General features: G+C 57.0%; 22 protein-coding genes. 14 read left to right on the top strand and 8 right to left on the bottom strand.

Annotated features, from left to right (window positions below):
- Positions 1-362: 362 nt before the first annotated feature.
- The 5 genes from PH5382_RS09885 to PH5382_RS09865 all read left to right on the top strand — a co-directional run bounded on the left by PH5382_RS09885 (position 363) and on the right by PH5382_RS09865 (position 5,953).
- Entirely contained in the window at positions 363-1,415 is a 1,053-nt protein-coding gene (locus PH5382_RS09885; RefSeq protein ID WP_197410031.1) for a UDP-glucuronic acid decarboxylase family protein, read from the top strand.
- A complete protein-coding gene (gene galE, locus PH5382_RS09880) occupies positions 1,412-2,425 on the top strand; it encodes a UDP-glucose 4-epimerase GalE (RefSeq protein ID WP_058334210.1) in 1,014 nt (337 codons plus the stop codon). Before PH5382_RS09885 ends, galE begins: the two co-directional genes overlap by 4 nt.
- Complete coding sequence (locus tag PH5382_RS09875) at positions 2,409-4,334, top strand: glycosyltransferase family 2 protein (RefSeq protein WP_082645622.1); 1,926 nt, start codon at positions 2,409-2,411, stop codon at positions 4,332-4,334. The genes galE and PH5382_RS09875 overlap by 17 nt, the downstream gene beginning before the upstream one ends.
- A gap of 5 nt (positions 4,335-4,339) precedes the next feature.
- A complete protein-coding gene (locus tag PH5382_RS09870) occupies positions 4,340-5,269 on the top strand; it encodes a glycosyl hydrolase (RefSeq protein WP_058334209.1) in 930 nt (309 codons plus the stop codon).
- 396 nt (positions 5,270-5,665) lie between these two features.
- The gene (locus tag PH5382_RS09865) at positions 5,666-5,953 is read left to right on the top strand and encodes a hypothetical protein (RefSeq protein ID WP_058334208.1); all 288 of its coding nucleotides are present in this window, start codon (positions 5,666-5,668) and stop codon (positions 5,951-5,953) included.
- A gap of 108 nt (positions 5,954-6,061) precedes the next feature.
- Here the strand turns inward: PH5382_RS09865 and PH5382_RS09860 are convergent, their stop codons facing one another.
- The 5 genes from PH5382_RS09860 to PH5382_RS09840 all read right to left on the bottom strand — a co-directional run bounded on the left by PH5382_RS09860 (position 6,062) and on the right by PH5382_RS09840 (position 11,415).
- Complete coding sequence (locus tag PH5382_RS09860; RefSeq protein WP_058334207.1) at positions 6,062-6,892, bottom strand: phosphodiesterase; 831 nt, start codon at positions 6,890-6,892, stop codon at positions 6,062-6,064.
- Between the two features lie 66 nt (positions 6,893-6,958).
- Positions 6,959-8,206 (bottom strand): ABC transporter substrate-binding protein, encoded by a 1,248-nt coding sequence (locus PH5382_RS09855; protein ID WP_058334206.1) that lies wholly within the window; start codon positions 8,204-8,206, stop codon positions 6,959-6,961.
- Positions 8,207-8,307: 101 nt separating this feature from the next.
- Positions 8,308-9,270 carry a carbohydrate ABC transporter permease gene (locus tag PH5382_RS09850; protein ID WP_058334205.1) on the bottom strand — a complete coding sequence of 321 codons (963 nt, stop codon included), beginning with the start codon at positions 9,268-9,270 and terminating at the stop codon, positions 8,308-8,310.
- Positions 9,270-10,136: a carbohydrate ABC transporter permease gene (locus PH5382_RS09845; protein WP_231751842.1), complete on the bottom strand. Its 867-nt coding sequence runs from the start codon at positions 10,134-10,136 to the stop codon at positions 9,270-9,272. Before PH5382_RS09845 ends, PH5382_RS09850 begins: the two co-directional genes overlap by 1 nt.
- Before the next feature lie 100 nt (positions 10,137-10,236).
- Complete coding sequence (locus PH5382_RS09840) at positions 10,237-11,415, bottom strand: ABC transporter ATP-binding protein (protein ID WP_058334203.1); 1,179 nt, start codon at positions 11,413-11,415, stop codon at positions 10,237-10,239.
- 124 nt (positions 11,416-11,539) lie between these two features.
- Here PH5382_RS09840 and PH5382_RS09835 point away from each other — a divergent pair, with 124 nt between their 5' ends.
- Entirely contained in the window at positions 11,540-12,409 is an 870-nt protein-coding gene (locus PH5382_RS09835; RefSeq protein WP_058334202.1) for a LysR family transcriptional regulator, read from the top strand.
- Positions 12,410-12,453: 44 nt separating this feature from the next.
- Here PH5382_RS09835 and PH5382_RS09830 read toward each other — a convergent pair whose 3' ends face one another.
- Positions 12,454-13,233, bottom strand: a complete 780-nt coding sequence (locus PH5382_RS09830) for a DeoR/GlpR family DNA-binding transcription regulator (protein ID WP_058334201.1) — start codon at positions 13,231-13,233, stop codon at positions 12,454-12,456.
- Positions 13,234-13,405: 172 nt separating this feature from the next.
- On the opposite strand from PH5382_RS09830, the gene PH5382_RS09825 reads away from it, so the two are divergent.
- From PH5382_RS09825 to PH5382_RS09795, 8 genes are all read left to right on the top strand, one after another.
- Positions 13,406-14,374 (top strand): ABC transporter substrate-binding protein, encoded by a 969-nt coding sequence (locus tag PH5382_RS09825; protein WP_058334200.1) that lies wholly within the window; start codon positions 13,406-13,408, stop codon positions 14,372-14,374.
- Positions 14,374-16,077, top strand: a complete 1,704-nt coding sequence (locus PH5382_RS09820; RefSeq protein ID WP_058334199.1) for an ABC transporter permease — start codon at positions 14,374-14,376, stop codon at positions 16,075-16,077. Before PH5382_RS09825 ends, PH5382_RS09820 begins: the two co-directional genes overlap by 1 nt.
- Positions 16,065-17,108, top strand: a complete 1,044-nt coding sequence (locus tag PH5382_RS09815) for an ABC transporter ATP-binding protein (RefSeq protein WP_058334198.1) — start codon at positions 16,065-16,067, stop codon at positions 17,106-17,108. Before PH5382_RS09820 ends, PH5382_RS09815 begins: the two co-directional genes overlap by 13 nt.
- Positions 17,109-18,206, top strand: coding sequence for an MBL fold metallo-hydrolase (locus tag PH5382_RS09810; protein WP_156414877.1), 1,098 nt, complete (start codon positions 17,109-17,111; stop codon positions 18,204-18,206).
- Positions 18,203-18,796 (top strand): histidine phosphatase family protein, encoded by a 594-nt coding sequence (locus tag PH5382_RS19460; RefSeq protein ID WP_082645621.1) that lies wholly within the window; start codon positions 18,203-18,205, stop codon positions 18,794-18,796. The genes PH5382_RS09810 and PH5382_RS19460 overlap by 4 nt, the downstream gene beginning before the upstream one ends.
- Positions 18,744-19,223, top strand: a complete 480-nt coding sequence (locus tag PH5382_RS09805) for a phosphatase domain-containing protein (RefSeq protein WP_058334197.1) — start codon at positions 18,744-18,746, stop codon at positions 19,221-19,223. The genes PH5382_RS19460 and PH5382_RS09805 overlap by 53 nt, the downstream gene beginning before the upstream one ends.
- Before the next feature lie 316 nt (positions 19,224-19,539).
- A complete protein-coding gene (locus PH5382_RS09800) occupies positions 19,540-20,343 on the top strand; it encodes a PstS family phosphate ABC transporter substrate-binding protein (protein ID WP_197410029.1) in 804 nt (267 codons plus the stop codon).
- A gap of 115 nt (positions 20,344-20,458) precedes the next feature.
- Positions 20,459-22,261, top strand: a complete 1,803-nt coding sequence (locus PH5382_RS09795; protein WP_197410028.1) for a putative bifunctional diguanylate cyclase/phosphodiesterase — start codon at positions 20,459-20,461, stop codon at positions 22,259-22,261.
- A 10-nt stretch (positions 22,262-22,271) separates the two neighbouring features.
- Here PH5382_RS09795 and PH5382_RS09790 read toward each other — a convergent pair whose 3' ends face one another.
- Together PH5382_RS09790 and PH5382_RS09785 are read right to left on the bottom strand one after the other, a co-directional pair.
- Positions 22,272-22,871, bottom strand: coding sequence for a TetR/AcrR family transcriptional regulator (locus PH5382_RS09790; protein ID WP_058334194.1), 600 nt, complete (start codon positions 22,869-22,871; stop codon positions 22,272-22,274).
- A gap of 20 nt (positions 22,872-22,891) precedes the next feature.
- Entirely contained in the window at positions 22,892-23,545 is a 654-nt protein-coding gene (locus PH5382_RS09785; protein WP_058334193.1) for a DsbA family oxidoreductase, read from the bottom strand.
- Positions 23,546-23,758 lie beyond the last annotated feature (213 nt).

Below are 23,758 nucleotides of genomic sequence, written 5' to 3'. Positions count from 1 at the left end.
TGAAGAGGATGCCGTGAGTGATTCTGTCTTGATGGTATTTGGATTAGTGGAGGAAATTTGATTCCTAATGAGTGATAATTTGCAATTGGCACAACCAATAGTTTTGCTAGTGGAGAAATATGGGCCAAAATACCGCCAAAGTGAAAAAAATTCCTAAAATATTTGACAAACTAATGAATATTTAGAGATACTTGACGGTGCTGGCTGAGGTCGGCATCACGATTACGACGCGCCCGTTTGGGGGAACTATTTATGTTCCGATGTCGGCGGTGAGATCAGGCAGGTGTTTAAAAGACCGAGAACCTGATCCGTCCAATTTCGAGCAGGGCATGACATGTCGCGTTCCATTGGGAGCGTTTAATATGAATTCTGTTACCAGTTTTACACGTCTAAAATCTGTCTCCGGGCCAAATCGGCATTCCACGGGTGGGCGCGGAAAAAGAAAGAGTATTTTGGTATCTGGCGGTGCCGGGTTTTTGGGTTCTCGGCTATGTGGCCGTTATCTTGAATACGGCTGCCGGGTCATCTGTCTGGACAACTTATCGACCGGGCGGATTGGCAATTTGAGCCATTTTATGGAAGATCCCAACTTCTCTTTTGTACTACATGATGTCGTTGATCCGATAAAGATTGATAGCCAGATTGACTATATCTTCAACATGGCCTGCCCGGCTTCGCCGCCGAAATATCAGTCGGACCCTATCCAGACGATGAAGACCAATTTGTATGGGGCTTTTAATCTTTTGGACCTGGCCGGTCGGGCCAAAGCCCGGATCCTGCAGGCGTCGACCTCAGAAGTCTATGGCGACCCGGAAGTCAGCCCGCAGCCGGAAGGGTATCAGGGCAACGTCAATACAGTGGGTCCCAGATCCTGTTACGATGAAGGGAAACGGGCCGCAGAGACGATTTTTCACGAGCATCGCGAATGCCTTGGCATTGACCTGCGTATCGCGCGCATTTTCAATGCCTACGGTCCGGGGATGGACCCGGAAGATGGCCGGGTGGTCTCCAACTTCATCAATCAGGCCCTCGCGGGCAAGCCGATCACCATCTACGGCGATGGTTCTCAAACCAGATCCTTCTGTTATCTCGAAGATATGGTCGATGGGTTGATCGCCCTGATGCACGGTCCGGCGACGTCCTTTGAGCCAATGAATATCGGTAATCCGAATGAGTTCACGGTGGCGGAACTGGCCGCCCTGGTGCTGGAAAAGATCCCTTCGGGGTCGAAAATTGTCCATGTCGATCTGCCAACGGATGACCCGAAGCAGCGGCGCCCCGACATTTGCCGCGCTCAAAAGCATCTTGGTTGGTTCCCAAGGGTCAATCTCGATCAGGGTCTGGATCAGACCATCGACTATTTCAGAGCCGAAGCGGAGGGGCGGCACCAAAGTGTTCCGCTGATGGTCAGATGAGGCGGGGCAGCGTTCTTGTCACCGGTGGTGCCGGCTTTATCGGCAGTCACGCCTGTCTGCATCTTGCCGAGGCAGGCTATCAGCCGGTGGCTGTCGACAATCTGCGCACAGGTCATGCCGATGCGGTCAAATGGGGGCCCTTCGTGCCGCTGGACATTCGCAACACCGAAGCTTTGTCTCAGGTGATGATGCAGTATAATTGCGAGACGGTCATGCATTTTGCTGCGGCCGCCTATGTCGGAGAGTCGGTGCGCGAGCCGGGACTGTATTACGACAACAATGTCGGCGGCATGATCGCGCTGTTGGCGGCGATGCAACAGGCGGGGGTCAGAGATCTGGTGTTTTCTTCAAGCTGTGCGACCTATGGCACACCTGAGACCCAGCCGATCCACGAGACAACCAGACAACAGCCGATCAACCCCTATGGCAGAACCAAGTTGATCTGCGAGGATATGATCCGTGATCACGCTGCCAGCTGGGGGCTGCGGTTTGCCATATTGCGCTATTTCAACGCCTGTGGGGCCGATCCGGCCGGTCGCCTAGCGGAACGCCACACGCCTGAAACCCATATCATTCCTCTCGCCTTGATGGCGGCAGCGGGGCGATGTCCGGCGCTCAAGGTATTCGGCACGGATTATGACACTCCCGATGGCACCTGTGTCCGCGACTATATCCACGTCTCTGATCTGGCGCGGGCCCATGTGTTGGCGACAAAGGCACTGAAGACAAAAAACCTGGAACAGGGTGGTCAGAACCTTGCGCTCAATCTTGGCAGCGGTACGGGGCATTCGATCCGCGAAATCATCGCCGCAATCGAGGTGGTCACCGGGCGCCAAGTACCGTGGCAGGCAGCCGCGCGCCGCGCTGGTGATCCACCGATGCTTGTGGCTGATACCCGATGCGCTGCCCGCATGCTGGATTTTGTCACACGCCAATCGGATCTGTTGACGATCCTGCGCGATGCGGCGCCAAGTTTCGGATTGGAGGTGCAAGATGACCTTTGCGCCTGACATTCAGCGTGCCCCTGGCGTCGGCCCAGATCCTGGCCCTGCGTCTGGCATTGGCCTGCCGCGGCCGAACACTCCGGGGCTTAAGCCGGTCTTCACCGGGCGGGCAAAGCTGAAATACGACCTGCTCATCTTGGTCTGGCTGGCGGCCGCGCTCTGGTTCTGGGGTTGGTGGCTCAGCCCGGGACACAACAGCACCGGGTTGCAGTATTGGGTCGCGACGCTGGGCCTGAGCTGGCTGTCGTTTCTGCAGGTCTTCTTTGTTGTTGTTCTTCGTCGGGCGATGGTCCCGGCGGCAGCGGCACCTGATCCGGCGACGACCAGGGTGGCAATGATTGTCACCAAAACCTCTTCGGAGCCGTTTTCGGTGCTGAAGATCACGCTGGAGGCGATGCTGAAGCAGAGCTATCCCCATGACACTTGGCTGGCGGATGAAAACCCCAGTGCCGAGACCCTCGAATGGTGCCGGATCCATGGTGTCTTTTTGTCCAGCCGACAAGGGCAGGTCGGCTACCATCGTAAGGAATGGCCGCGCCGTACGCGCTGTAAAGAAGGGAATTTGGCCTATTTTTATGACGTTTACGGCTATGATCGATATGATTTTGTCTCGCAGATGGATGCTGACCATGTGCCCAACCCGACTTATCTGGAAGAGATCATGCGGGGCTTTTCCGCTCCCTGCGTAGGCTATGTAAGTGCTCCGAGTATCTGTTCGCGAAATGCTGCTGATAGCTGGGCAGCACGCACGAGATTGCACACCGAGGCGGCCTTTCACGGCATCTTTCAGGCGGGCTATTCCGGAACCATGTCGCCCATGTGCATCGGATCACACTATGCGGTGCGCACTGCGGCGCTGCGGGCGGTGGGCGGGTTGGGGCCGGAGTTGGCGGAGGATCATTCCACCACGATGATCCTGAACGCCGGAGGCTGGCGGGGGGTACACGCGCTGGACGCGATTGCCGAAGGAGATGGCCCAGCCACAATTTCAGACCTGTGTACGCAGGAGTTTCAGTGGTCTCGCAGCTTGGTGACGATCCTGCTGCGTTTTACGCCTGGGTATCTTTCGCAGCTATCACTCAGGCTCAAATTTCTGTTCTTGTTCTGCCAGCTGCTTTACCCCTGTTTTGCCTTTTTCATGGCGCTGTTCTACGCTTTGCCAGTGCTCGCAGTGCTGTTTGATTTTCGCTATGCCGAAGTGACTTACCCGGCCTTTTTATTGCACGCGATTCCTCAGGTTCTGGCTCTGCTTGCCATTGCCTCACTGCTTAGGGCAGACGGCTATTTCCGACCGTTTGATGGCGCTGTCCTCAGTTGGGAAAAGACACTGTTTTTGGGGCTGCAATGGCCCTGGGTACTGTTCGGCTGTGTGATGGCTATCCGGGACCGGATATTTGGCGGTTTTGTCGACTTTCGTATCACCCCAAAGGGCGAGGCGGCCCAGGCGATGCTGTCTACGCTGCCGATGCGCCTGCTTCTGGTCTATGGTGTTCTGGCGCTGGGCTGTCTGCTACCGGTTTTGCTGGTTGACGGTCTGCGCAATGCGCAGGGTTTCTATCTTTTGACCGCAATTAATGGGATATATTACACGGCAATTGTCGCCGTTATTGTATTTCAGCATTTCCGAAAAGTGCCATTTGTCACGAAGTTTGCCACAGGATTTGCAACGAGCCAGGCGGTAACTGCCAACCTGGCCAAGATCTCGGTGCCGTCGCTGCTGATCTGCCTCGCTGGGGTTTCTTTACAGGAACGGGGGCTAGAAAGCCTCTATGCCCTGTCTAAGGGGCTGGAACCCTTCAGACTGATAAGAGAGCAATATGCCGTCGCAGGCGCCGGTCTGGGCGGGCCGGGCAGAGTTGTTTTGAGTTACGATCCGGGCTGGAAGACGGCCGGTGCCGGAAATCAAAAGGAGTAGGGAAAATGACGCGATATTTTACCAAAAGCTGCCGCACCATGCTGCAGGGGATCGCCATCTTCCCAGTCATTGCAGGCTGGGCAACGGCATCCTTGGCTGCGCCTCCGGGTGATCTGCCCTTTGGAGTTTATGACCCCAATGGCGGCTTCTCGGAAGATAGCAATGTCCAGATCGAACATCTGTTCCTGCCCTGGGAGGATGTCTTCTTGCCCTCTCTGGCGGATGCGGATGCCTATGCGGTTGAGCGTGGCCGGTCGGTTCTTGTCACCATTGAGCCCTGGACCTGGACCCAGGACGAGCGCAATACGCCGGAAATCCTGATCGCAGGGATTGCCAGTGGGCTCTATGATGAAAACATGCGCGCCATTTGCGGTGCGCTGGCCGAGTTTGAAAGCCCCGTCACCATCCGCTGGGCGCAGGAGATGGAGGATCCTTCGGGGCAGTTCATCTGGGCCGATTGGGTTCCGGAAACCTATGTGACGGCCTATCGGCGGGTCGTTGATGTCTGCCGCGAACAATCTGACAAGTTCGACTATATGTGGTCGCCGCTGGGCTACGAGGAACTGGCGGATTACTTCCCCGGCAAAGACTATGCCGATGTCATCGGGCTTTCGGTTTTTGGCCTGCAGGCCTGGGAAGTGGATGTGCTTGGCAAAGAGCAGAGCTTCCGCGATATTTTTGAGCCGCGCTACAAACGGGCCTTGGAGTTTGATCTACCGATCGCGGTTGCGGAGTTGGGCTTTGTTGGCACAGACGACTACGTACAGAAATGGAACAATGAAGTGCGCCTAGTCCTGGAGGAATTCTCGCAATTGCAAGCGGTGGTCTATTTCAACCAAAAAGAGGTGCACCCCTGGCCGAATGATTATGGGTTGCCGGATTGGCGTTTCCCACAGAACTCGCTGGGCAGTCGCGAGGCAGCTTTGGGGCAGTAACCTGAGTATGGGCCCGGACAGCGGAGCGGGTCTCGCTCTGGTGGATTTTCAGCGAGAAATAGATAGATTTCTGGTTGTAAGCGCGGCTGGCGTGCAACAGAAGTGGCGGATTGCCGCTTGAGCGGTTTGCGCACGGCATTGGTTTTTCTTTTCACGGTGGACGGCTTTCACTGCAATAACTTAGCCGATCGGAGCCGACATATGCTTCGATCAAAAGGATTGAATTTGTCCTGTCGCTTGTCCAAAGCGAACCTTCATTGACCTTAGATTCATAGTTGCTGCGGTAAAGTTTTTGTCACCGGAGCAAGTTTTTGGTATGTCTCACATCACCAAACGAGCCGAGACTGGAACAAAACTAGTCCGGTAAATGTAGGGCAATACAGGCAGGAGACAGTGATGTTCTTCCAATTCAGCCGCATGTTTTATGCGGCAACTATCGTATGCGCGGTCACGGTCGCGCCCCTCGTGGCGACGGCTGAGACACAGGCCTCCCCAACCCCCAAGGCCGCAACCGTTGGCAGTTCCGTCAGCAACGTACGCGTTGCCAGCAGCGGGCTCAACCTGTTGAACGCGGCGCCCTCACGCGGCACGCAAACCCGCCGGAAACGGGTTGCAGTTGGAAACGGCAGCTACATTTGCTCGCCTGCGGGTTTTGGTCAGCGCTCACGCTGCTACTCCAACTAAGTCACGCTATTCCGAGCGCGCGGGGATCAAAACCGGGCTCCGTTCCTAATGGTGGACACCGTCCGGTGGGGCTGTATCCACCTGTGTTCGGTTGGCGCAGTCTTGTCCCTATGCCCCGGCTAGGGACGGCTTTCTCCAATCCTCCCAACTCACTCCGGACAGGTTGACCTGGCCATCCCAGGAAAAGGGAACCTGGTGAATGATCGTGTCTCGGCCTTGGGCAAGCACGACGAAATATCCAGGATCCATACCGGCCCCTTTGAGGAAAACCTCCTCTTGCAGGTCAGGGATCGATTGGTTGCCCGTCGAGGGAACCGAGGCAAAGGGAATGCCCTTGAAACGACCGGAGATATGGGCGTGCACGTGACCGAAATGAATGAAATCAATCCGGTCTGAAAAGCGATCGATCAGGGCATGAAATCCAGGGCGATCCTGCGCAACTAGCCCGATCTGATCAACCGCTGGCAAGCCGAGCAGCATAGGGTTGTGATGCATGAAAATCCGTGCGTGCGGGGCTGTGTTCAATTCTGCTTCCAGCCAGTCCAGACGGGCGGCGCAAAAATGCCCGGCGTGGGTTTTGTCGCCAGTGCTGTCGAGATAGATAAACCGGCAACCTTCGATGGTTTCAGCATGGTTGACGAACCCATTTGCATCAACTGGATGCTTTGGAAAAACTTGGCGAAAGGTATCGCGATGATCGTGGTTGCCAATCATCAGTCGCACCGGGCAAGGAAGATCCTGAATGGCCGTCTGTAGGGCTTGGTAGGCCTCTACCTCGCCCCAATGGGTCAGATCGCCGGTGATGATGATACGCTCGGCGTCAGCATGGTTGTCGGCAATATCCTTGAGCGCGCACGCGAACCGCGCGTGGGGATCCAGCCCGCCCATTTCTTCGCCGGGGATCGTGAGATGAATGTCGGAAATATGGATAAATTTCATTTGAGGCCTCAGATGTAAAACTGGCCGCCTGCGCATTTGCAGGCGGCCAGGAACAGGTTTGCAGGATCAGGAGTTGCCAAGCAGGTCGTTGACTTCGTCAACCATCTCTTGCTGCAGGTCTTCCATGTCGGTCGCATCCTTGGTCACGATGCGTTCGATGCTGTCATAGATTACCTGAGTGATGGCCAGACCGTTGTCACCCGGATAGGCAAGCCAGTCACGCAGCAGGGGCAGTTGGTCCACGGCAGTCTGCTTGTTCGGGTTCTGCTGGTAGAAGTCCGCCAGGATGACTTCGTTGGCGGCTTTGTTTGGCGGCATGTAGCCGGTGGTCTTTGCAACTTCGGCAGCACCTTCGCCCGACGTGATGAATTTGAGCCAGGTCCAGGCCGCGTCCTGTACCTTGGGATCATCCGAGGTAGAGGTCAGCAGCGCGGCATTGCCGCCTGCGGGCAGGCCTTTTGGGGTTTCGCCCATGCCGGGGAAGGGGCCGGTGACCATCTCGAAATCCCCCTGCGAGCGCTCAACAGCCCCCAAAGCGGAGGTTGACCAGAACATCATGCCGATCTCACCAGCAGAGAAAGAAGACAGCGCGGCCTTCCATTCGAGGTTCTGCATTTCGCATTTGTCAAAGATCGCCTGCATCTGTTTCAGAGCGTTCAGGGCCTCGGGGCTGTCCAGTGTGACGGCTGCGTCTTCGACAATCGCCTTGTCCTGGCTCCACATCAGCGCCTGCATGAACCAGTTGCCGGTGATGTTCCAACCCCAGAAGATCGGGTTGTCGACGCCATTTGCCTTCATGGTTTCACAGGCGGCGATCACCTCATCCCAAGTGGTTGGCAGCTGTTCAATGCCGCCGGCCTCAAGGATGTCCATGTTGTAATAGCCAACTGGCAGCGAGACGGAAAATGGCAGGCCGTGGACTTTGTTGTCAAAGGTCGACAGCGACAGCATGGCTTCGTGATAGCCGTCCTTGGCAAAATCGGCCTCTTTGGCAATGAAAGGCTCCAGCGATTTGGCGATGCCTTTGTCGACAAGAATTTGCTGGCGGTTCAGGCCCTGCATGCTGACGTCAGGCAGGTTGCCCGAAACGGCTTCGCGCAAAACTGTGTTGGTGCCATCTTCGTAGGATTCGTAGGTGGCACGGAATTTGACGTCGATGTTGGGATGGGCCGCGTGGAAGGCGGGCATCATCGCTTCATAGGTGACGTCAAACAGATGGCTGTAGGGATAGGCGAATTCGATTGTGACTTTGTCGTCGGCGAAAACAGCCGAGGCGCTGAGGACCAAAGCCATTGCAGTGGTTGCGAATTTCATGTTTTCTCTCTCCTGTTTCTGGCACCGCTGCAGGTCTGGCGATTTGAGGCGGCACCGGTTGATCCCGATTGGGATTTGGTGTGGGCGGGGGATTTCCCCGCCTACTTCATTCCTGACAGTGTGATCCCTTCGATGAAGCGGCGTTGCGCAATCAGAAAGGCAAAAATCAAGGGCGTGACGATCACCGTGGCCGTGGCCATCATCGGGCCAAAGAAACTGCCATCGCCGTCGCCTTTGAATTCCCGCAGCCCCAGTGGCGGTGTAAACAGATCGCGGTTGCCGGTGACGACAATGCGCGGCCAGAAATAGTCGTTCCAATGCGCCACGACGCTGAAGATCGCAAAGGCGAGCAGGGCCGGGATGGCGGTGGGCAGCATGACGCGCCAGACAATCGACAGCTCCTGCATGCCGTCCATGCGAGCCGCATCAATCAGATCATCCGGCACCGTCATGAAGAACTGGCGCATCAGGAAGATGCCAAAGACCGAAATCGTCCAGGGCACCACCAAGGCGGCATAGGTATTGGTCAGACCGAGCTTTGCCAGCAGGATATAGAGCGGCAGTGCAATCGCATGCACCGGGATCAGTAGGCAGAACAACACGAGGCCAAAAGCAGCTTCGCGCCCCCAGAACTTCAGCTTGGCCAGTGCATAGGCTGCGGGCAGGGCTACGATGACCTGGATCAGAAAGATCGACCCGGTCACGATGACGCCGTTCAGCAGGTATCGCAGCAGCGGCGCTTCTGTGAAGGCCTTGGTATAGTTGAACACCACAGGTCGCATGGAGCAGTCAGCCTCGGCCTCCTGGATCAGCGCCTGACGGATCTGGTCGTCGGACTGTCCCGAAAAACGATCTGCGGCCAGGGCGATGTCCCGTCGGTCCGGGTCGCGCAGTTTCACACAGCGCTCGTCGATCATCATCTCTTGTCGGCCAAAAAAGCCGCCTTCGCCGCGGTCGATCTCACCGGGGGATTTGAAGCTGTAGCTGACCATCATGTAGAAAGGCGCGATCACCACGATGGCGCCAAGGATCAGGATCAGGTGTTTGAACAGGCTACGGGTCATCAGTAGTGCACCTTTCGCTCTACAAGCCAGCATTGCACGATGGTCAGAAGCATCACAAAAACCAGAAACAGCATGGTGATCGCTGATCCGATGCCGATGAGGTTTTGCTGCACGCCTTTCTCGAAGATGGCGAACATCATCACATAGGTGGATTTGTTGGGGCCGCCGCCTTGGGGCCAGAAGGCCTCGATGGTGTCAAAGACCTGAAAGGCGCGGATACAACTGATGGTGACCACAAAAACCGTGGTTGGTCCCAGCGCGGGCCATGTCACCAGACGGAACTGCTCCCAGGCGGATTTGGCGCCATCCATTTCGGCAGCATTGTACAGCTCGCGGTGGACCGAGGTCAGCCCGGCAAGGTAGAGCACCATATTAAAGCCAAAGCCTTGCCAGATACCGATGAAGCTGATCACCCAGATGGCATAGCGTTTGTCGCCCAGCCAAACCGGGAACCGATCGGCGCAGCCTTCGCGGATCAATGGGATGGCTTCAAACAGGGTGCCACAGCCCAGCTCCAGCGTGCGGTTGATCATCCCGATAGAAGGGTGCAACATGAACTCCCAGGCGATGGACATGGCCAGCAAAGTCGCCATGACTGGTAGAAAATAGATCGTTTTGTAAATCTCGCGAAAGCGACCAAGCGAGTTGATCAACAAGGCAGCACCCAGCCCCAGTCCGACCGAGATCGGCACCACGGTCACCACATAGGTAAAGGTGGCGAGAAACATCTTTTCATAGGTTCTGCGGGTGAAAAGATGGCTGTAGTTTTTCCAGCCAACCCATCGAAACGTGTCATTCCCCAGCGCATAATCGGTAAAGCTGAGGATCGCGGCAACAACGACCGGCAGCAGCAAGATCAACACCATGAGGCTCAGGGCAGGGGCGGTCAGCAACCAGGCTGCGCGGCGCTCCTGCACGGTGGCGGGCACTGGGCGCGTATCCTTCGTCAGTGGCTGCAAAGTGATGTCAGGTGCGCCCATGCTGCACAACCTCCGCTGTTGAAACGGGGCGGCGGGATGTGTCGTGAACCCTGCGGATGCGTGTCCCGTCCTGATCAAAGAGGAGCGCCTGTGCGGGGGTGAAATCCAGGCCGACGGTTGCCCCCAATCGCACAGCCGCGCGCTGGCTCGGGTCGCAGCGCAGCACCAGGCGGTTTTCCAGACCGGGCACGGCAATCTGGGCAAACAGCTCAGCGCCGAGGTTCTCCAGGTGTTCGACGGTGCCGGTCAACAGCGACTGCTCCCCGGAGAGGCGCAGCATCTCGGGCCGCAAGCCGATGCGCACAGATTGGCATTTCTGTTCCACTTGCAAATGCAGCGCCTGCCCAAGCAGGCCAAGCGCGCCAGTGGCATTCTGATCGACTGGCAGGATATTGATCTTGGGGGAGCCGATGAACTCGGCCACCTGAATGTCTTCGGGGTCGTGATAGACCGTATCGGGCTCGGCGCATTGCAGAATGCGCCCGCCCATCATGACGGCGATCCGGCTGGACATGGTCATGGCCTCGACCTGATCATGGGTGACATAGACAAAGGTCGCGCCCAGTTTGCGGTGCAGCTGGGCGATTTCGACCCGCGTCTGGACCCGCAGTTTTGCATCCAGATTGGAGAGCGGTTCATCCAGCAGGAAGGCCGCCGGATCACGCACCAGAGCGCGCGCCAGAGCCACCCGTTGACGTTGACCTCCAGATAGTTGTCCGGGTTTGCGCTCCAGAAGGGGCGCGATTTCCAGCATGTCAGCCGCGTTTCGGATATCACGAGTGATCTGATGCCGGATCTGGCGTTGGCCGGGCACAAAGCGGCCAATCATGGGCAGGCGTTGCAGCGCTTTTTGTTGTCGCATGCGCAAAGGCACGGCGATATTGTCTGCAACGCTGAGATGCGGATAGAGCGCGTAGGACTGAAAAACCATGGACAGATTGCGGTCTGCGGCCCGCACCCCGCTGACGTCATTGCCTGCGAGTTTGATCTCGCCCGTGCTTTGGTCTTCAAGGCCGGCAATGATGCGCAACAGGGTGGATTTGCCGCAACCCGATGGGCCGACCAGTGAAATGAACTCACCATCTGCGATATCCAGTGACACGCCTTTCAGCACCTCGGTGTCGCCGAAACGCTTGGTGATGTTGGTGATGCTCAGCCCAGCCATGTGATCCCAGCCATGTGATTCTCCTTGGTTGTGAGAACTCAGTAGGCGGGCAAGGTGTCAGGCGGGTGACGTCATATTAGTGAGACTAATGGGTGCTACGGCGGCTTGAGAAAGGAGCCTTTCAATGCGCCCCAACCATCATCAGTTTGCAGCCTTTGCCTATGTGGTGCGCGAAGGCAGCTTTTCCGCAGCCGCCGCACGGTTGGGTGTGACGCAGTCAACGGTGACGCAGCATGTTGCCAATCTCGAAGCACAGGTTGGCTCGCAATTGCTGATCCGTGGTCGCGATGGCGTCAGCACCACCCGCACCGGTCAGGAATTCTTTGAGCTGGCAGATCGCTTGGTCGCACTGGATACGACAATTGCCGAACGCCTGCAGGGATTTGCCCAGATGCACCAAGGGCATTTGAAAATCATTGCCAATGCACCGCAGCCGGCGCTGCGCATCATACGTGATTTTGGGGATCGCTATCCGCAGGTGCAGGTTGATTTTGGGCTGCACGACTGGACAACAGCGACGGCGATGATTCGTGACAGGCGCGCAGATGTCGGGCTGATCACTGATCCTCCGGTGTCGCAGGACTGGGAAATGCACAAACTGCAAAGCGCGCGATACGTGCTTTATGTTCGGTCGGATGATCCGCTGGCAGGGCAAGCGCGGGTTTCTCTGCGCGATCTGTCCGGCTATCGGCTGATCTTGCCGGAAAAAGGTTCTCTGACCACGCGGGTGGTGTCGCGCAAGCTATCTGAGTTGGAGCTGTCATTTGACCGCATGATCCGGATGACCACATTTCCCGTGATGTGTGAGGCGGTGCAGCAGGGCATTGGCGCGGCTATTTTCCTCAATGACAGCCACGAGGGTCGTCAGGGCTTGGCGCAGCTGTCGATTGAAGAGCTGGATATGGATTTCGAAACTTGGTTAGTGGCCACGAAAGACAGGGTGAATCTACGCCTGATCCGAGCGTTCTTTGAGCTGGCGACAGCGCGCTACTGACAAGAACTTGACCTGTAGGCTGGCGCAGTCGGCCCGAGCCACTTTCAGGCGTCATCCTGTGGCGCAACAATCCGGCACCCGGCATCCGCGCAGCGGGCTCTGATTGCAGGGCTGATCTCCCCTTGGGTCACGATGATATCGTAGTCCCAAAGACTATGCATGCTGCAGGCTAGATCCAGACCAAATTTGGCGCTGTCCACCACGAGAATGCGGGTTTTTGCACAATCTGTGATGGCTTTTCTGGCAGCGGTTTCTTCGGTGTTATAGTCCAGAACCTGACCGGAATCGCAAATGCCGCCGCAGCTGAAAATGGCCAGATCGACGCGGTAACGCGAAAAGAACTCCAGGCTGGCCGTACCTATCAAGTCCAGATCACGCAGCCGTACCTGACCACCCGCCAAAGCAACAACAGCACCGGGGGCATTTTGCAGGGCGCTGACGGCTGGGATGCTGTTTGTCGCCACAAAAAGATCCTGCCGAGTGGCCAGCATTCTGGCACATCCTTCGACCGTTGTCCCCGTTCCCAGTGCAATCCGCGCCCCATCGGGAACCAGATTTTTTACCGCCAGCGCAATGCGTTGCTTTTCAAGACGTGATGCAGCTTTGCGGGGTAGATAGGCAATGTTTTCGGATTGTTGTCGCAGACGCGCAACGCCATTGCGCCGTTGCACCAAATCAGCCGTGTCCAGATCCCGCAAATCAGCTCGAATGGTTTGTACCGACACCGACAGGCAGTCGGACAATTCCCGGGCGGAAAGGGCTTCGTTTTCCGACAGTAGGGCGATAATTCTATCGCGACGCAGGTTGAGTTCATCACGCTTCATTTGCTTTCCTTCGAAAACCAAACTCTTCTTCGCACAGTATTCCGAAGGCAGTTGGTCTACAAATGAAAAGCAAAAATTGACAAAAACGTCATAAATCATTTGCAAAAGGTCTCGATAAGGTCGCGTGCCCAATGTCTTTCGTTCGAAAGCAAAAACCTTTTGGAGACCCGTGATGAAAACCTTTCTGACCGCCGCAACTTTCGCCTGCCTCGCGACTGCCAGTTTTGCTGATACGCTGACGCTCTATACCTCGCAGCCCAACGCGGATGCACAGAAAACCGTGGATGCCTTTATGGCGGCCAATCCCGGCACCGAAGTGGAGTGGGTGCGTGATGGCACCACCAAATTGATGGCCCGTCTGCGCGCTGAAATCGAAGCGGGCAATCCCCAGCCTGATGTTTTGCTGATTGCAGATACCGTGACCCTCGAAGGTATGGCGCAGGACGGCTTGCTGACCGCGTATCAGTCGCCAGAAGCCGCCAGCTATGATCCCGCACTTTTTAGCGCCGAAGGATTCTATCACTCCACCAAACTGATCACGACCGGCATCATCTATAACACGGGTGCTGCGCTGGCCCCGACCTCCTGGATGGATCTGAAAGATGCGGCCTTGAAGGGCCAGATCGCTATGCCATCGCCGCTGTATTCCGGTGCTGCGCTGATCCACCTTGCCACCCTAACCGGCGACAAATCTCTGGGCTGGGATTTTTACGGTGACCTGGCCGCCAATGACGCGCGTGCCAAGGGCGGCAACGGCGGCACCTTTAAAGCCGTCGCCGCAGGTGAAAAACCCTATGGCATGGTCGTCGACTTCTTGGCGATCCGCAACAAGGCCGCCGGATCCCCAGTGGAATTCGTCTTCCCTGAGGAAGGCGTTTCCTATGTGACAGAGCCGGTAGCCATCATGTCTAGCGCCAAGAATGTTGAGGCCGCGCAGTCCTTTGTTGACTTCATGCTGAGCCAGAGCGGCCAGGATCTGGTGCTTGAGATGGGCTATATCCCTGCGCGCGGCGATATGGGGGTTCCAGAAGGTTTCCCGGCCCGCGAAGAGATCAAGCTGATGGCCTTTGACCCGGCTGTTGCCTTGGAAAACGCTGACAGCAACAAGGCGAAATTCGCCGAGCTCTTTGGCGCGAACTAGTGTTTGCGACGCAAAAATATGGCAGCAGCCGGTCAGAGGACCGGCTGCTTCGTTTTGTGCTGTTGGTGGCGATCGTGCTGACGCTTGCGCCTGTCCTGCGCCTGTTTGCCGAAGGTATAACAGTCGATGATCGCCTGAATCTGAGCTTGATCTCTGAGGTGCTGTCGCAGCCATCCACACAAAGGGCCCTACAGCATTCCTTGCTGACGGCCGGGTTGGGGACTTTGGTGTCACTGGTGATTGGTAGTGCCTTTGCGTTTCTCGTGGCGCTGACAGATTTGCGGGGAAAAGCTGCGCTGGTGTTTTGTCTGATGATCCCGATGATGATCCCGCCGCAAATCACGGCATTGTCCTGGACGCAGATCATGGGGCCCTCTTCGGTTTTGTTGAAAACCCTTGGGCTTGCGCCGCCGCTGGGTGCGCCACAGCCACTGTATTCCCCGGCGGGGATCATCCTGCTGCTGGGCATTCAGCACACATCAATCATCTTTCTCACATTGCGTGCAGGTCTGCGTGCCATCCCACAAGAAACGGTTGAGGCCGCCCGGATCAGCGGCGCCCGTGGACTACGGCTCTGGTGGCAAATCATTGTCCCGCTGTGCCTTCCCAGTCTGGCGGCAGGCATTGCGATCACCTTTGTGACCGCACTGGGTAACTTTGGCATCCCGGCGATGCTGGGTATTCCCGCAGGCTATGCAACGCTGCCGACGCTGATCTATCAGAAACTGGCAGGGATGGGCACAACAGTCCTGGCCGAGGTTGCCGTGCTCGCCATCCTGATCGGAGCGGTGGCTATTTGCGGCATCGGGGTGCAGCGCTTTTTCCAGACCCGCCAGAGGGTGCATCTGGTTGGCGCCACATCACGCCCCCTAGCGATCCCTTTGAAGGGGGCGCGGCTGCCGGTCGAGATCACCCTGTGGTGCGTTGTTTTTGCCCTGCTTGTGCTGCCGATGGCGGGGCTTCTGGCGACCTCTCTGGTGCCGGCCTATGGCGTGCCTTTGGGCTTTGATACCATGACTTTCGCCTCCTGGCATGAAGTGCTGTTTCGCCAGCCGGTAACAGCGCGGGCCTTTGTGAATTCCTTTTCGCTATCGATCAGTGCAGCCATCGTCCTGATGGCGATCTGTCTGCCCCTGGCCTGGCTGATGGATCGTAGCCCATCCCGATTGGGCCGTGTCTTTGATAGCCTAGTTGATCTGCCCTATGCCCTGCCGGGGGTGGTTTTGGCCATCGCCATGATCCTGCTGCTGATCAACCTGCCTTTTACCGAAGCAACACTCTACGGCACCATCTGGATTATCTTTCTGGCCTATCTCGCCCGCTTTCTGACCGTCATGTTCCGCCCGGTTCAGGCGAGCATCCGCCAGCTTGACCCGGCCATGAACGAAGCCGCGCAATCGGTTGGGGCGACGTTGTTTCAGAGATTGCGGTCTATCATTCTGCCGCTGACTGCCCCGTCGGCAGCGGCAGGCGCGATCTTGGTGTTCCTGACGGCTTTCAACGAGCTGACCGTTTCGGCACTGCTGTGGTCTTCGGGGACCGAAACACTGGGGGTGATGATTTTCAACCTGGATGACAGCGGCGAGATCGTTATGGCCTCCGCACTTGCGGCGACCATTGTTCTGGTGGTGATGCTGTTGATGATCGCCATCCAGCTCTTGGCCCGCCAATTGCCGAAAGGAGTTATCCCATGGCAGACATAGAATTGCAGGCGGTCGAAAAACACTTCGACGGTGTTGCAGCACTGCGTTCCGTTACGGCCTCCATCCAGGATGGTGAGTTTGTGGCGCTGCTTGGGCCTTCGGGCTGCGGCAAGTCCACCTTGCTAAGGGTTTTGGCTGGGTTTGAGGCTCCAACACGTGGTCAGATCCGGATCGGCGCGCGCGAGGTGGCCAATGCCGAGACCGGGCAGGCCATCCCACCTGAAGCGCGCAATATCGGTTTTGTCTTCCAGTCCTACGCGCTTTGGCCGCATATGAGCGTGCGCCGCAATGTTTCTTATCCGCTCGAGGTGCGTGGGCTCACAAAGGTCGCGCGTGTTGCGCGCACCGATGCTGCCCTGGCGGCCACGGGGCTTATGCCGTTTGCGGACCGGATGCCGGCTGATCTGTCTGGCGGGCAGCGCCAACGGGTTGCCCTGGCGCGGTGCCTGGTTTCTGATCCGGCGGCGGTGCTGCTGGATGAACCTCTGGCCAATCTGGATGTCGCGTTGCGCTCCTCTATGCAGGCGGTGTTTTCAGATTTTCACACGAGAACCGGTGCGACTATGGTCTATGTGACCCATGATCAGGCCGAGGCCATGGCGATGGCTGATCGTATTGCAGTGATGTCGGACGGCGAGATCGTGCAATTTGATACGCCAGAAAAACTCTACAACCAGCCGGACAACCTTTTTGTCGCCAGTTTCGTTGGCGAAGGCACCGTGCTGCCGATCGAGGCCGTGACAATCGGCCAGGTTGGGATGGAGGCACAGGTTCTTGGCAGCCGCATTGCCATCACTAGCCAAGATGAGAACCCTAATCTGATCTGTCTGCGGCCCGAAAATATCTCGATCTGCGAGACCTCTGATCTGCGCGCACAGGTCGTCCGCGCGACGTATCTGGGCGGGACGTATCGCCTCGATCTGCAAACCAACAGTGGCGCGATGGTGGTTGCCCATGCACGCCAACGACATGCAGAGGGTACCCAACTGGGGCTCTCAATTTCCAATCCATGGGCTTTCACCGAGGTGTAAATGAACGAAATCAGAGTTTTGTCGGGTATCGGCGACAAGGGGCCGGCCTGCATGCAGCTAAAGGTCAATGGCCAGTGCTGGTTGTTGGACTGTGGCCACGGGCCCGAGGCGAATGCGCATTTTGACCCGAGCTGGCTGAAGGGTGTCGATGCCGTCTTTGTGACCCATGATCACATCGACCATATTGGCGGTGCGGCCTATGCGGTAGAGGCGGGCCTGCCGATCTATACCACCGCACAGACGGCTAAGGCTTTGCCGCCAGCGGCCGAAGTGCGCTTGTTGCTGGAACGCGGCGTGCATGAGATCGCTGGCGTGACAGTCACCACTGGGCACAACGGTCATGCACTGGGCGGTGTCTGGCTGCATTTCGATATCGGTGATGGGCTGTTCTATTCCGGCGACTGGTCAGAAGAATCTGCCTGGTTCGCCTTTGATCTGCCCCCGCCTGCCAAAACTGCGATCCTGGATTGCTCTTATCATCTGGACAATGTGCCACAATACGAACGTCTTGCCGCATTGGATGCGCGCCTAGATAGGCTGGTGGGACAGGTTCTGTTGCCGGTTCCGCCTTCGGGGCGGGCAGGTGAGCTGGCTCTGCATCTGGTGGAACGCTACGGTCTGGATGCGGTCATTCTGGACCCGGAATGCCGTACGGCCCTGAAATCCGCGCTGGGTTCTGCTGTGGCCAGTGAGGGGTTGAGAAAGACGGCACCGCAAATTGCACCGCTGCTGGAGCGCGGGGATCTGGCGGATGCGCGGTTTCTGATTTGTGATACGCCCAATGCAGATGGCGGCGCCGCTTGGGGCTATGTGCGGGCCTGGCGTGAATCCGGTCGGCTGGGCAAAGATGCCCATGTGGTCTTTACCGGTCACATGACCGCCCATGCACGGGGAATTTGTTCCGTTCCAGGGGGCTATTTCCAACGCTGGAATGTGCACCCGCCGCTGCGCGATCAGATCCGCATGCTCGAGCGGCTGAATGCGCAAGTTTTTGCACCGGCATTCTGTACCTGCCCAGAGGACTACCTGATCGAGACAGGCCCAGGCGGTTCCGGCCTAGGTGCCAAGGTTTTTCTGCACGAAAGCATACAGCTATGAGCCTAGGAAATTTGCCGCAAAAAAGCTTCTGTCTCATCCGGCACGGCGAGACCACTGCCAATCGCGACCAGATCATTGCGGGCAGATGGGATGTTGCGCTGACCGAAACCGGGCGTCAGCAGGCAGAAACCCTTCGGCATCTTGAATGGTCATCACCTCTCGCGCTGTTCACCAGCCCGATGGCGCGGGCCGTGGAAAGTTGCAGGCTCGGCTTTCCCGGCCAGAGTTTTGAGATACACCCGGATTTGAGAGAGCGCGATTGGGGCGTGTTTGAGGGCAGACCGCTTGCCCAACTGCCCCCGCGGGAGGGGTGCCCCGAAAGGGGAGAGGACTGGTCGGATATGATCAGACGGGTTGCCGGAGCTGTCACCGATTGCTGTCTGGCCGCCCAGACTGACCTGCCAGTCATTCTGTGCCATTCCGGCGTAATCCGGGCCGTCAGATTGCTAAGCGGTCAAACCACCACTGGTACCCGCCCAGACAATGCCAGTCCGGTTCACTTTTACTGGACAGATCACGGTCACAAGGAACTTTCACATGCTGCAAACCTCAACCTCGGCAACTCCGTCCACCCCCTGTGTGGTCTTTGATGTTGACGGCACCCTTGCTGAATTTGACGCAGGCTCTCTGGGGGGCTTGGTGCATGGCGAGGTAAAGAACTGGGACGCCTTTCACCAGGCCATGGCTGGTGCTGAGGTTATCGCACCGGTTGGGATGCTCTTACGCCGGTTGCGCGACAGTGGTGAGGTAATTGTCATTTGTTCCGGTCGCCCCGCGGGCTGGTCCAGCCATACTGAAGCCTGGCTCGCGCAGAACGATCTGACCTATGACGCGATCTATCTGCGCCCGGACGGCCTTGATGCCATAAGCGATGAAGAGGTCAAACGGCAATTGCTTGCGACCATGCGCCGGGATGGGTTTGAGCTCTGGATCGTCGTCGATGACCGCAGCTCTGTTGTGGAAACATGGCGGGCAGAAGGCCTGGTTTGCCTTCAATGTGCTGCCGGAGATTTCTGATCCATTTTCATCACGGCGGCCATTGTCCGCCTGACGCTGTGGTTTCGTCCAGGCACATAGCCTCTGACTGGTATGGGGCACGCGTGGATCCTTTACCGTCATAAGGCTCTGATACCGAATGTGCTGGCGCCGGATGTCGGTCTTTCGCGTGACCTTGCCCGACGTTCTGAGTGCGTGATCCATTGCAGGAGCTCGAAAACGGAAACAAATTTAAGGATCTGACAGGGCCAAGTTAGAAGGTTTTTAAGACCGGGAGTGGCAGGGGTAAGGGCATTGTTATGTGTTAGGAAGCCCCATGCGAGTAAAGAGTTTTGCAGTGAAATTGACGAAAGCGCTTTCTTTTGCCGTGATTTTCATGAGCGGCGTGGCCAATGCGGAGACATTGCGCATCGGCGGAACCGGGGTCGCGCTGGGGAGTATCTCCTTGGTCGGGGCGGCGTTCGAAGCGCGAAATCCCGATGTGTCTGTTGACGTTCTGCCAAGTCTTGGCAGTTCTGGCGGGATCAAGGCGCTGGTTGCCGGGGCGATCGATCTTTCGGTCAGTTCGCGAGCGCTGAAACCGGCTGAGGCGGAAAAGGGTGCCCAAGCGGAACGCTATGCGACAACGCCGCTGGCAATTGTCACCTCATCGAAAACCAATGCCGAAGCGGTCACAACCGAACAGCTCGCTCAAATGTATTCAGGGGAACTGGCCCATTGGCCCTCTGGCCAGCTTGTCAGGGTGGTTTTGCGCCCCGCATCGGAAACTGACACACGTATCCTAAGCAGTCTGTCCGGTGCCGTGTCACAGGCAATCAAGGCTGCGCAGGAGCGGCCTGGCCTCATCTCGGCGATGAATGATCAGGAAAACGCGGAAACGCTCGAAAATCTTGAGGGCTCTCTGGGGGCAGTCGCGCTGGGACAGATCGCGACTGAAAAAAGACAACTGAAAGTTCTAAGGCTGAATGGTGTTCTGCCAAAGCCAGGCGACCCTTCTGCGCAGGCTGGAGTGTTCAGGAGGGATCTATATATTGTGAAGACGCAGGCAACCTCTGGCACGGCTGCACGGTTTTATGATTTTCTCTTTTCCGACGAGGCGGCATCCATTCTTGCGGCCCATGATCATACGCCCGTGAACTGAAGCGGCCATGACACCTCAGCCCTCAAAACTCCACGCCAAAGTGTCCCAGGGAACCAGCTCGCCTATCGCACCCGGTGTCGTCAGGTTCGCGACACTAATGGCTTTTGCGATTGCGATGAGCATCGTGATATTTCCTCCGCTGCTGCACTACTATTACGGGGTGCAGTACGAAAAAGGTATGGTTGCATCCGAGGCAAAAGTGAATGCCAGGCTTTTGACGCAAATGATCGGGCGCAACCCGACCATGTGGCAGTTCGAAACCCTTCGGATAGACGGATTGCTGCAGACCAACAGCCCGATGCAGCAGATTGTGGTCTACAATGCTGCGATGGAGATCGTTACCCAGACTGGTGCGGATCAGGTTCCGTCGCCACGTGTTTCCTTTGCACAGGCGCTTTATGACGGCGGCAACGAAGCAGGAACCCTGGTGGTGACCCATAGTGCTTCCGGTGTGGCGCAGTCTTCGGTCATGCTTTCTTTGGCCACCTTGATCGTCGGGTTCTGGGCGTTTTACTTTCTGCGCACCTTTCCCCTCAAATTGCTGAAGCGGGCAAGCGACCAGGCTTCGTATCTGGCGAGCCATGACCCCCTGACGAATTTGCCCAACAGATCTCTGTTCAATGAATGGCTGTCGCACTCACTTGCGGATGTCGACAGGCAAAACACCTCTCTGGCTGTGCTTTGCCTTGATCTGGACCATTTCAAAGAGGTCAACGATATTCTGGGCCATGCAGCCGGGGATGACCTGCTGCGACAGGCGACAGAAAGGATGTCTGCGACCCTGCGTAGCAATGATATGCTTGCGCGTCTTGGTGGCGATGAATTTGCTATCATTCAAAAGCATATCGACCAGCCGCGTGGATCATCTGCGCTGGCTGAACGCTTGATCTCTTCGCTTTCTGAACCCTTCAATCTGGACGGCAACGAAGTGCTTATCGGGGTGAGCATCGGCATTTCGCTACATGATGCTGGCGAAAAAACCGATGGCGAAACGATGATGCGCCATGCTGATATGGCGCTTTACCGAGCGAAAAGCGACGGGCGCGGAACTTTCTCGTATTTTGAAAATAACATGAATGATGCCTTGGTGGCCCGCAAAAAGATCGAAGCGAGCCTTAGGTCGGCGATTTCGGACAATCAGCTTATCCTGCACTACCAGCCACAAATCGATCTGGCGACGAACTCCATCAAGGGGGTCGAGGCTCTGTTGCGGTGGAACCATCCCGAAGAAGGGCTGATTTCGCCCGATGCTTTCATCCCGCTCGCAGAGGAGTGTGGCCTAATTATTCCGATTGGAGACTGGGTGATCCAGGAAGCCTGCCGTCAGGCCAAAGACTGGCCTGATCTGACCTTCGCGGTGAACGTGTCGCCGATCCAATTTCGGCAGGGTAATATCGTAAGGACCGTAAGCAATGCCCTCGCGCAGGAGGGGGTAGATCCGAGCCGTTTGGAGATCGAAATTACCGAAGGGGTGCTGTTGGCCCATACGGATGAAACCATTGAGATTTTGAAAGAACTGCAGGCAATGGGCGTCAGGATCGCGATGGATGATTTTGGCACTGGCTATTCAAGTCTCAGTTACCTGCGGCGGTTCCCCTTCGATAAGATCAAGATCGACCAATCATTCACAAAAGATCTCGGCACCTGTGCTGACGCCGACAGCATTATCGCGGCCGTGATCAGGCTGGGGGCATCCATGGGGATGACCTCAAATGCCGAAGGTGTCGAGACACTTGAGCAGGCAGAGCTGCTTCGCCTTCAGGGATGCAAGGAAGTTCAGGGGTTTCATTTCAGCAAAGCCCTGTCGTCAGCGTCTATTTCCGAACTCTTGGCCGATTGGCACTGGAACAGCTACGCCGACGAAAACCAACCCGAGATCACCGAACAAACGCCAAAAACAGGTGAAGCGTCGGAATAAGGCGGCATTGTTAGGTGCCGGTTCTGAGGTGCTCAATCTCTTGCGCCATATCTTCGGCAAGATTTTCTATGCTTTGGGAGCTGGCGTTTTGGTGCAGTTCAAACCGCAGAGCTGTGACATTGGCCTGAAATCGCCGGGCCAGGCGATCTTGATCGGCCGACTGAGGCAACTCACCCAGCTTTTTGGCGCGGTCAAAGGCTGCGCTGAAAATCTCGCGGATCTGAAAGAGGTAGTCTTTTGCCTGTCCAGCTATGGCTGGATCGGTGCTGCGGGTGTCCACCAGTGATTTGGTCAGCATGCAGGCCTGCCGGTTGGCATCTCCCTGCGACAGGCGGGCATAGCTGCGCAGATGATCGGCGAGGGCGTCCAAAGGAGAGAGTGAATGCAACAATTGCCTTTCAAGCATCACTCTTGCTGTTTCAAAATAGCGGGCCATTGCCAGCAGATACAGGTTTTCCTTGCTGGAAAAGGCCGCGTAGATACTGCCGGGCTTCATTTTCAGCCCCGTTTCAAGGTCCTTGAGAGAGGTCGCGTGATAGCCCTTGTCCCAAAACAGGGACAGGGCGGTATCAAGGGCGGCATCTCGATCATAGGCGGCAGCGCGGGCCATGTGGTCAGTCCTTCGGTTGGTCAGCCCTTCATTCCAGCCAGTTGCTGCAGAATGTTGCTGTAGTTTTCAACGCCCTGTGCGCCAGTGACAAGGTGCTGACGATCAAAGACCACAGCCGGGACGCCCTGAATGCCCTGTTGCACCCAAAAGCCTTCGGCCTCGCGGACCTGCGCGGCAAAACGCTGGTCCTGTAGAACCGCCAGGGCCTCGGCACGATTTAGCCCGGTTTCTGCGGCAATATCGGCGAGAACCTGTTGATCGGAAAGGTCGCGTTTGTCGGTGAAATGCGCCGAGAACAGTGCCTGTTTCAGGTCATGCATGCGGCCTTGCTGATCGGCCCAGTGCAGCAATTGATGACTGTCGAAGGTGTTGTGCATGCGAAAGCCATCGGTAAAGCGGAACTCAAAGCCAAGACTATCCCCGAGCTCGGTCATTTGCACCCGGTTTTGCGCGGATTGCTCCGGGGTTGCGCCGTATTTTTCGGCGATATGTTCAGCCCCATCCTGGCCTTCAGGCGGCATGTCCGGGTTGAGCTCAAAGGGGTGCCAATGGATTTCGTGCGGTGTGTCAGTTGCTTCCAGCGCCTGTGCCAGCTGGCGATAGCCGATGATGCACCAGGGGCACATGACGTCAGAAATGATGTCAATTCGTAGCGGAGTAGGCGCAGTGGTCATGATGTATCCCTCCAGGGTCAAATCGAAACAGGCAGGTGGCTGGTAAATGGCTCGTCTGGGGGCACATATACAGAGCTGCATATCGTAAATACTAAGGCCCCGCGAGAGGGTTTCTATCACCGACAGCGGAGGCAGGAGAATAGTTGGGCGGCCAATCTGCGTGGCCCTGAGAGCGAAACCATCCGGGCGGCCCTAGGGCTTGTTGGGCCGCCC

Origin of the sequence: Phaeobacter sp. CECT 5382, assembly GCF_001457775.1 — a bacterium.
In the GTDB taxonomy this organism is placed as follows: Bacteria; Pseudomonadota; Alphaproteobacteria; order Rhodobacterales; family Rhodobacteraceae; genus Pseudophaeobacter.
This window is presented reverse-complemented; position numbering and strand designations above follow the sequence as displayed.